At 53.7% G+C, this 7,138-nt stretch carries 11 protein-coding genes; 6 read left to right on the forward strand and 5 right to left on the reverse strand.

What is annotated here, in order from left to right:
- Position 1: 1 nt before the first annotated feature.
- Positions 2 to 229 carry a membrane protein insertion efficiency factor YidD gene (yidD, locus tag B4113_RS08710; protein WP_033845000.1) on the reverse strand — a complete coding sequence of 76 codons (228 nt, stop codon included), beginning with the start codon at positions 227 to 229 and terminating at the stop codon, positions 2 to 4.
- Positions 230 to 416: 187 nt separating this feature from the next.
- Here yidD and B4113_RS08715 point away from each other — a divergent pair, with 187 nt between their 5' ends.
- Complete coding sequence (locus B4113_RS08715) at positions 417 to 893, forward strand: S-ribosylhomocysteine lyase (protein WP_033844392.1); 477 nt, start codon at positions 417 to 419, stop codon at positions 891 to 893.
- Between the two features lie 21 nt (positions 894 to 914).
- On the opposite strand, the gene ytzI is transcribed toward B4113_RS08715, so the two are convergent.
- Positions 915 to 1,157: a YtzI protein gene (gene ytzI / locus B4113_RS20490; protein ID WP_339232736.1), complete on the reverse strand. Its 243-nt coding sequence runs from the start codon at positions 1,155 to 1,157 to the stop codon at positions 915 to 917.
- Between the two features lie 64 nt (positions 1,158 to 1,221).
- On the opposite strand from ytzI, the gene B4113_RS08725 reads away from it, so the two are divergent.
- The 5 genes from B4113_RS08725 to B4113_RS19855 all read left to right on the forward strand — a co-directional run bounded on the left by B4113_RS08725 (position 1,222) and on the right by B4113_RS19855 (position 3,941).
- Positions 1,222 to 1,662 (forward strand): Dps family protein, encoded by a 441-nt coding sequence (locus B4113_RS08725; RefSeq protein WP_033018292.1) that lies wholly within the window; start codon positions 1,222 to 1,224, stop codon positions 1,660 to 1,662.
- Positions 1,663 to 2,233: 571 nt separating this feature from the next.
- A complete protein-coding gene (locus B4113_RS08730; protein WP_033018291.1) occupies positions 2,234 to 2,629 on the forward strand; it encodes a holin family protein in 396 nt (131 codons plus the stop codon).
- 302 nt (positions 2,630 to 2,931) lie between these two features.
- Entirely contained in the window at positions 2,932 to 3,270 is a 339-nt protein-coding gene (locus B4113_RS08735; RefSeq protein ID WP_033018288.1) for a hypothetical protein, read from the forward strand.
- A gap of 60 nt (positions 3,271 to 3,330) precedes the next feature.
- A complete protein-coding gene (ytkD, locus tag B4113_RS08740) occupies positions 3,331 to 3,798 on the forward strand; it encodes an RNA deprotection pyrophosphohydrolase (RefSeq protein ID WP_033844389.1) in 468 nt (155 codons plus the stop codon).
- Positions 3,795 to 3,941 carry a hypothetical protein gene (locus B4113_RS19855; RefSeq protein ID WP_156102742.1) on the forward strand — a complete coding sequence of 49 codons (147 nt, stop codon included), beginning with the start codon at positions 3,795 to 3,797 and terminating at the stop codon, positions 3,939 to 3,941. Before ytkD ends, B4113_RS19855 begins: the two co-directional genes overlap by 4 nt.
- A gap of 237 nt (positions 3,942 to 4,178) precedes the next feature.
- Here the strand turns inward: B4113_RS19855 and B4113_RS08745 are convergent, their stop codons facing one another.
- The 3 genes from B4113_RS08745 to B4113_RS08755 are packed head-to-tail and all read right to left on the reverse strand — an operon-like array spanning position 4,179 to position 6,816.
- Complete coding sequence (locus B4113_RS08745) at positions 4,179 to 4,988, reverse strand: ABC transporter permease (RefSeq protein WP_033844387.1); 810 nt, start codon at positions 4,986 to 4,988, stop codon at positions 4,179 to 4,181.
- Positions 4,972 to 5,793, reverse strand: coding sequence for an ABC transporter ATP-binding protein (locus tag B4113_RS08750; protein ID WP_033844386.1), 822 nt, complete (start codon positions 5,791 to 5,793; stop codon positions 4,972 to 4,974). The genes B4113_RS08745 and B4113_RS08750 overlap by 17 nt, the downstream gene beginning before the upstream one ends.
- An 18-nt stretch (positions 5,794 to 5,811) precedes the next feature.
- Positions 5,812 to 6,816 carry an ABC transporter substrate-binding protein gene (locus tag B4113_RS08755; RefSeq protein WP_033844384.1) on the reverse strand — a complete coding sequence of 335 codons (1,005 nt, stop codon included), beginning with the start codon at positions 6,814 to 6,816 and terminating at the stop codon, positions 5,812 to 5,814.
- Positions 6,817 to 7,138: the final 322 nt, after the last annotated feature.

Raw genomic sequence — 7,138 nt, forward strand, 5'->3', positions numbered from 1 at the left:
ACTATTTTGTTTTTTTCAGATGTTGAGAAGGTTCAGGAACGGGGTCAAAACCGCCCGGATGGAACGGATGGCACTTCAAAATGCGCTTTGTCGTCAGCCATCCTCCTCGGAGCGCGCCAAAGCGGCGGATCGCTTCGATCCCGTAGTTCGAGCAGGTCGGGTAAAAGCGGCATGTCGGCGGTTTGAGCGGGGAGAGAAACCGCTGGTAAAAGCGGATGAGCGCGATCATGAGTTGGGCCAACCGAACACCATTCCTTTCCGTGTTTCACTGTCTTTAGCATAGAACAAATGGGTTCGATATTCAAGAAAAGACGCGCGCAGGGAAAGCCGGGAGCGGAAGCAGGCAAAAAAGGTGCGGGACGGGCGCCGTTTTGGTTATGATAAAAACGAAACTAAATGGTCAGGAGTGATGGAACATGCCTTCACCAGTGGAAAGCTTTGAGCTCGATCATTGCGCGGTCAAAGCGCCGTACGTGCGGCACTGCGGCGTTCACAAAGTCGGCAGCGACGGCGTTGTGAATAAGTTTGACATTCGTTTTTGCCAACCGAACAAAGAGGCGATGGATCCGGCGGCGATTCATACGCTCGAACATTTATTGGCGTATACGCTGCGCAAACATGCGGCGAAATACGATCATTTCGATATTATCGACATCTCGCCGATGGGCTGCCAGACCGGGTTTTACCTTGTCGTCAGCGGATCGCCGACTGTGGACGACGTCATCGATTTGTTGGAAGAAGCGATGAAGGACGCGCTCGAGGCGGCAGAAGTGCCGGCGGCGACCGAGCGGCAATGCGGCCAGGCGAAGCTGCATGACCTCGAGGCGGCCAAACAGTTGATGCGCTTTTGGCTGTCGCAGGAAAAAGAAGAGCTAAAAAAGGTGTTTGGCTGATGAACAAGCCGGCCCGCGCCGCTACTGCGGCTGCTTTGGGCCGGTTTGTTGTTGGTCGATTGGTTTCTCGGGCAGCGGGGCGATGGGATGTTTATACCTATACGCTGTTGAAGTGGTGACGGTTGCCAAGAACAGAATGACTGCCATGATGAGCAAACCAATCGCGAGCGGCCAGTACATAACAGCGCCTGCCTTTTTCTTTCCATTATACCATGCACCGGCGCCCGCATTCATATTTCCGCTAGAATCGGGCAACCTATTCATCGGCAAGATTCGGGTGTTTCAACAGCGGGTAGGCTGGGTAAAGAAACCATAGGGAGGAATGAGTATGGAAAAATCGTTAACAAACATTGTCAACAAGCAAATCGCAAACTGGACTGTGCTGTATGTGAAGCTACACAACTACCATTGGTACGTCACCGGGCCGCAGTTTTTCACTTTGCATGAGAAGTTTGAACAGCTGTACAATGAAGCGGCCGTTCATATTGACGCGCTGGCTGAGCGACTGTTGGCGCTCGGCGGCAAGCCGGTGGCGACGATGAAAGGCGCGTTGGAGCAGGCATCGGTCAAGGAAGCATCCGGGACGGAAACGGCCGAGCAAATGGTCGCCGCCATTGTCGGCGATTTTGAAACGATGATTGGAGAATTGAAAGAAGGGATGCAAGTCGCAGACGAAGTCGGCGATGAAACAACGGGAGACATGCTGCTTGGGATTCACCGCAGCTTGGAAAAGCATGTTTGGATGCTGAAATCGTTTTTGGGACGATAAACGGCAGAGGTTGACCAAAACGGTCGGTGATTTTCAAGGTGGATGGTAAAAAACAGCAGATTCGTTCGATGGGTGAAAAATCACAACGAACGAAATGATGACGTTGCAACGTTTTTTAATTTGAGAAACACTGTTGGAGAGCAGAATTTCCCCTTAAATCACCGACCTCCAAGATGGCGCGACAGATCGTGCGCCAAACACGGTCATTACGTATATAAGTAGCGACGACAGAGGGGCTGATTCAAAAGGCGATCTCCCCCTCAAGAAAGACAGAGCATATCGTCTGGAAAGGAAGCCGTTTAGTATCTATCCTGAAAATACCCGAATTCGAAAATACGTAAAGTTCCAGCATTCAACATAAGGACATTTTTATCCTTCCGATAGAGACGAAAATGTTTCGTCATGGAAGTCTATATAATAATAATATAGCGATGATGGAGGGTGTCCCGATCTTTTTGGACACCCTCTGTCATTTTGTCGAATAAAGGAATGGATAAGAAAAACGCCGCGGCCGCCCCGCTTCCGCCTGCATAAGATAGTGAAGCGCACCTTGAGGAAGAGGGGGAGGCATGTGAATAAATCGGCGCCTATGATGGGAATCTCTCTATTCGGTTCGCTTCTGTCGATATTCGTCGGCAGCGTGGATTCATTTGTCGTCGTTTTGGTAGCGCTTGTTGTTGTTGACTATATGACCGGCATGATTGCTAGCGCGCTGGAAGGGAAGTTGTCTAGCCAAGTCGGGTTTCGCGGCATCATCCGCAAGCTGTTGATTTTTGTTTTGGTGGCCGCTGCACATCTCGTCGATTTGGCCATCGGCTGGAATATGCACATCATACGCGATGCCATTGTCTTTTTCTATATCGCCAACGAATTTATCTCGATTGTCGAAAACGCCGGTCGGGCCGGCGTTCCGATTCCAGCCGTGCTGCGTAAAGCGATCGAGCTATTGAAAGACGAGATCAAATGAACCGCGTATTGCTCGCCTTGGTTGGAGGGGAATGACCCGTTTTGGCAGGGCGATGCCGGGAGCGAAAGGAGAATGAGCGCGCTTTTCTGCCGTATCGACGTTGAAAACGCGGCCGCCGGCGCGGTGTTTCCCGCGCTGGCGAACCGCCCCGGTTGCAGGCTGCGAGACAGCTTTCGGCCGCATTGTTTTCCCGATCAGTACGGCCAAACCCAATGCAACAGAAACAGTTTCGCGATTGAACGGTGCATATTTTTTCTTGATCCCCCCACACTAAACAAAAAGAGCAGAAGGAGTGAACGAGTATGGCAGACGAACGGAAGAAGACGTACTACGTTTCCATGGCCACGGGGGAAATTTCGCAGCTGAAGACGGCGTCGTCATGGGATTTTGAAATTCAAGCGACCGATCGGGAAATCGCTGAGCTGCGCGAGTATTTCGACCAAAACTATTCGACGGATTGGCAGGCGTTTTGGCGCGCCCATGTTCCGTACGTCCAATACCATTATGATCGGGAAAACGACGCCTATGATCGGACGCTGACAAAGATTTACGAGCAGATCTATCGGCTCGGCAATGAGGAGGCGAAGGCGCACATCCGCTCGCTTGGCATTCTTCCCGCTGAAAACGAAACGAACGAGTAAAAAAGCCGCAGACGGGGCGGCTTTTTTCGGTATAATGGGGAGGGGAAAGGGGCGAGTCCGATGCATGAATTTCGCGATTATTACGGGTATCGCGTCCGGCTGGCCTTTGCGGACCATCCGTTTTCCTCGACCCCCGGGCATGTGTGGGTCATTTGCCGCTACCAAGGCCAGTGGTTGCTGACGGATCATCCGAGCCGGGGCCTTGAGTTTCCCGGAGGCAAAGTGGAACGCGGGGAAACCGCCGCGGCCGCCGCGGTCCGCGAGGTGAAGGAAGAAACGGGCGGAGTCGTCGGTCGGCTCGAATACATCGGTCAATACGAGGTCGAGCCAGATATCGTGAAAAACATTTATTTCGCTGAGATCGCCAGCCTTGCGGAGCGGAGGTCCTATGCGGAGACGAACGGCCCGGTGTTGCTTGAGGCGCTGCCGGATCCGATCCGCGCCGATCAGCGGTTTAGCTATCTTATGAAGGATGACGTGCTTCCGTTGGCGCTTGCGGAAATTAAACGGCGCGGGTGGATTGGTTGAGGGCAGCCGATCCGTCGCCGGCGAACGGGATGTTGCCGTCCCGCGTTTCAAGCGCCAGCGAAACCGGTTCTGTTGCCGCACGCTGGCGGATCGAGTCGAGCGACACCGCCAATGCCGAGCGAACGCTCGCTTTGCGGCGTTAGGATCTCTGAAAGGTACTGGGAATCACAAAAACAACGACACGCCGAGGCGGCGTTAGGAGCTCTGTGATGGAAGAAGGGCGCTTCTCCGTCTCGTTTCTCAAACAGAGAAACCATGTAGCATCGGTAACTGTTTTTCACACATTCCCCTATTGATCAATGGAAAACAGCGGTTTTTTCACCAGCTTGTTAGGCGCGCCGCCGATGAAAGAGGCGCCAAGCCTTGGCGTGCGCCTCCCGCTAGCGGCGGCTGCTCCATCTTTTCTCGATGACGGCCACCAGCTGGTACATCACCGTCGACAGCAAGGCGACAATGAGCAGGCTCATGAGGACGAGAGTGAAATTGAACACTTGGAACCCGTAAATGATCAAATACCCGAGCCCTTGTTTCGAGACGAGAAATTCGCCGGTGATGACGCCGACCCAAGCGAGGCCGACGTTCACTTTCAGCGTGGAAATGATGGCAGGAAACGATGCCGGCAGCACCGCTTCTTTGAAACATTGGTAGCGGGTGGCGCCGAACGTCCGCAACACTTTCATATAGTTCGGGTCGACTTCTTGAAACGAAGCATAAACGACAATCGTTGTAATGATGATCGAGATGACGACCCCCATGGCGATAATCGAGGTAAACCCCGGCCCGAGGGCGACGATCAACATCGGTCCGAGCGCGACTTTCGGCATGGCGTTAAAGACGACTAAATACGGGTCGAGCGTTTTGGCGAGGCGCGGAAACCACCAAAGCAACGCGCCGATCAGCGCGCCGCCGGCCGTGCCGATGACAAACCCGAGCATCGTTTCAAACAAAGTCGCCCACGTATGCGCGAGAAGAGAATGATCGCCGATTTTTTCCAAGAACAGCTTGAAAATGGCGGACGGAGAGCTGAACAAGAGCGGATCGACCCAATGGAAGCGGCTCACCGCTTCCCAGACGGCGAAAAAGGCGACAAGGAGCGCGGTTTGCCCAAGACGGATCACGCGCCGCTCTTTGCGGAGCGCGGCCAGATAGGCGTCATGCAGCGCTTTGATGCGATTATCGACTGGATTCAAGCGACTCCATCTCCTTCCAAATGGATTGGAACAGCGGAGAAAACGCTGGATGCTGGCGAGCGGAAAGCGGCGGGCAGCGACGCAATTCATTGGGGATGAGAAACGTCCGCACGAGGCGCCCTGGCCGCGGCGAAAACAAGAAAATGCGGTCGCTCATGGCGATGGCTTCCTCGATGTCGTGCGTGACGAGCACCGCCGTTTTTTCATATTGTTTCAACGTTTTCCAAACAAGCTCTTCCAATTTCAGCTTCGTCTGTTGGTCAAGGGCGGAAAACGGCTCATCGAGCAGCAACAGCTTCGGGTCGGTCGCCAACGTGCGCACAAGCGCCGCGCGCTGGCGCATGCCGCCGGACAGCTGGCTCGGATCATACGATTCGACACCGCCAAGGCCGATCTCAGCAAGCAGGGCGAGCGCGCGCTCTTTCGTTTCCGGCGTCAACGTCCCCGTGATGTGGAGGCCGAGCAAGATGTTTTCTTCGATCGTTTTCCATGGAAACAAGTAGTCTTGCTGAAGCATGTAGCCGACCGCGCGGCGGATCGGTGAATCCGTTCCGCCCGCCCGGCGCGCCATAGCGGCGTTCGTTTCCCGCGGCCAAAGCGGCTCGCCGTCGATGCAGACCGATCCTTCCGTCGGCTCAATGAGTCCGGCGATGATCGACAGCAACGTCGTTTTGCCGCAGCCGCTTGGGCCGAGAAAGGAGACAAATTCTCCTTTCTCGACGGACAGCGACACTTGATCGAGCGCGGTGACGGCGGTCGTTTTCGTAAAATACGTGTGCGAGAGGCGGTCGATGGCAAGAAACATCCGATTCACCCGCTTTCGTTACTTATTCATCGCTTTTTTGGCAAACGATGAATCCACCAGCGTTTCGAGATCGATGCGTTTTGGCAGCTCGCCGGCTTCATCCATGATCGTTTGCAAGTGGTTCCATTCGTCTTCATCCAAAATCGGATCGGTCGCGTAGGTGCCTTGGCTTTTGTAGCGATCAACCACTTTTTCGATGAGGGCCAAATCGGTGTCTTTGAAATACGGCTGAATGGCTTTCGCGATGTCCGAGGTGCTGTGCGATGCCACCCATTGCTGGGCTTTGTAGATGGCGCGCGTAAATTTTTCAATGACGTCTTTGTTCGCTTTTATATAGCTTTGCTTTGCCATGTACGATGTGTACGGGACGCGCCCGGACTCGGTGCCAAAGGAAGCGACGATGTAGCCTTTTCCTTCTTGCTCAAAAATGCTCGCGGTCGGTTCAAACAGCTGGACGAAATCGCCGGTCCCGCTCGCAAACGCGTTGGCGATGTTGGCAAAATCGACGTTTTGAATGAGCTTCAAGTCTTGATGCGGGTCGATGCCGTGTTGTTTCAACACAAATTCGCCGACCATCTGCGGCATGCCGCCTTTCCGCTGACCGAGGAACGTGCTTCCTTTCAACATCTCCCACGTAAAGTGGTCGATTTTTTGGCGGGAAACGAGAAACGTGCCGTCAGTTTGTGTGAGTTGCGCAAAATTGATGACCGGGTCATCCGTCCCTTGCGCATAGACGTAAATAGATGTTTCCGAGCCGACCAAGGCGATATCCGCGCCGCCGGACAGCAGCGTCGTCATCGTTTTGTCGCCGCCCCATGTCGTCGTCAGCTCGACATCGAGCCCTTCTTCTTTAAAGAAGCCTTTCGCTAAGGCGACGTACTGCGGCGCGTAAAAAATCGAGTGCGTCACTTCGGCGAGCCGGACGTTTTTCAGCGGCTTTTCTCCTTCGCCGTTGCCGTTGCCGCAGGCAGCGAGCGGCAGAAGGAGAAGAAGCGAACACAACCATACCATCCATTTGTTCATGTAGCCTACCCCCTTTTCGTCCACGTGTAGTGAACATTGGCTTCACCTTATCGTATGCGCGGGCGAAAAATGTGTGAATGCCTAGAAGGCTGGTGAAAAACGGTTGTTTCTCTTGAGCAGTGGGGGAATGTTTGAGAGGCGCTCCTGATGCGACAAGGCTTATCCATTTGAGAAACGGGTTTGATCAGCGGCTTGCCCCCTTAAATCACCAGCCTTCTAGAAGGATGGTGAAAAACCGCTGATTCCCTTCATCAATGGAAGAATGATTGAAAAGCAGGCCCGATACAACAAGGTTTTTCTAATTGAGAAATGACATTGGAAA

Source organism: Geobacillus sp. B4113_201601 (assembly GCF_001587475.1).
Taxonomy (GTDB): Bacteria; Bacillota; Bacilli; order Bacillales; family Anoxybacillaceae; genus Geobacillus; species Geobacillus icigianus.